Raw genomic sequence first — 786 nt, 5'->3', positions numbered from 1 at the left:
AATGCGCGCCGATAGGGTTGGCTGAGAGACGTGCTGCTGGCGCGCAGCAGCACGAAAGCTCCCGAGGCGGGCTACCCAGACCAAGGTTTCCAGCTGTTCCAGGGCGATTCTCATGATAGCTCCAGTCTTTCACCAAATTCAAATTTGTTCGATTATTGCCTATCACTCGGGCAAGAATACAGTGTATGTGAAAGAGAGAAACGTCGAATGGAGAACCGGAAATGAGCGCAACAGCTTTAAACGAGCCTCAACGGCCGCAGTCCAATGTCGTGTTGGAGCCGCTATACCGCCGCGTCACGCTGCGCTTGCTGCCATTCCTCATGTTGTGTTATGTCGCCGCATTTCTTGATCGGGTCAATATTGGTTTTGCGAAGCTGCAGATGCTTCAGGATCTCGGATTTAGCGAGACGATATACGGGCTGGGCGCCGGTTTATTCTTCGTAGGATACTTCGTGTTTGAGGTGCCGAGTAATTTGATGCTTCATCGATTCGGAGCGCGGCTCACCTTAATACGCATCATGGTTATCTGGGCAGTAATTTCGGCCGGATTTATGTTTGTCAGGACGCCCACGCAGTTTTTCATCCTGAGATTTCTACTTGGTGCAGCGGAGGCAGGTTTCTATCCTGGAATCATCCTGTACCTGACACGGTGGTATCCCTCTGGCAGGCGCGCGAAGATTATCGCGTTGTTCATTACCGCGATTCCCATCTCAGGGATAGTCGGAGGGCCTCTCTCAGGCTGGATTCTGGGCCACACCTCCTTCACCTGAACGCCTGCGTGCCGGT

1 protein-coding gene and 1 pseudogene are annotated in these 786 nt (G+C 52.9%); one reads left to right on the top strand and one right to left on the bottom strand.

The window, feature by feature from the left end; all coding sequences use genetic code 11:
- Window positions 1-114, bottom strand: a 114-nt coding sequence (locus G3N98_RS39470) for a LysR family transcriptional regulator (protein ID WP_206151147.1), incomplete at its 3' end; no start/stop codon positions are given.
- Between the two features lie 107 nt (window positions 115-221).
- Here G3N98_RS39470 and G3N98_RS39465 point away from each other — a divergent pair.
- A pseudogene (locus G3N98_RS39465) lies at window positions 222-755 on the top strand (MFS transporter); the annotation flags it as partial.
- Window positions 756-786 lie beyond the last annotated feature (31 nt).

The sequence above is a fragment of the Burkholderia sp. Tr-20390 genome (genome assembly GCF_017104595.1).
In the GTDB taxonomy this organism is placed as follows: domain Bacteria; phylum Pseudomonadota; class Gammaproteobacteria; order Burkholderiales; family Burkholderiaceae; genus Burkholderia.
This window is presented reverse-complemented; position numbering and strand designations above follow the sequence as displayed.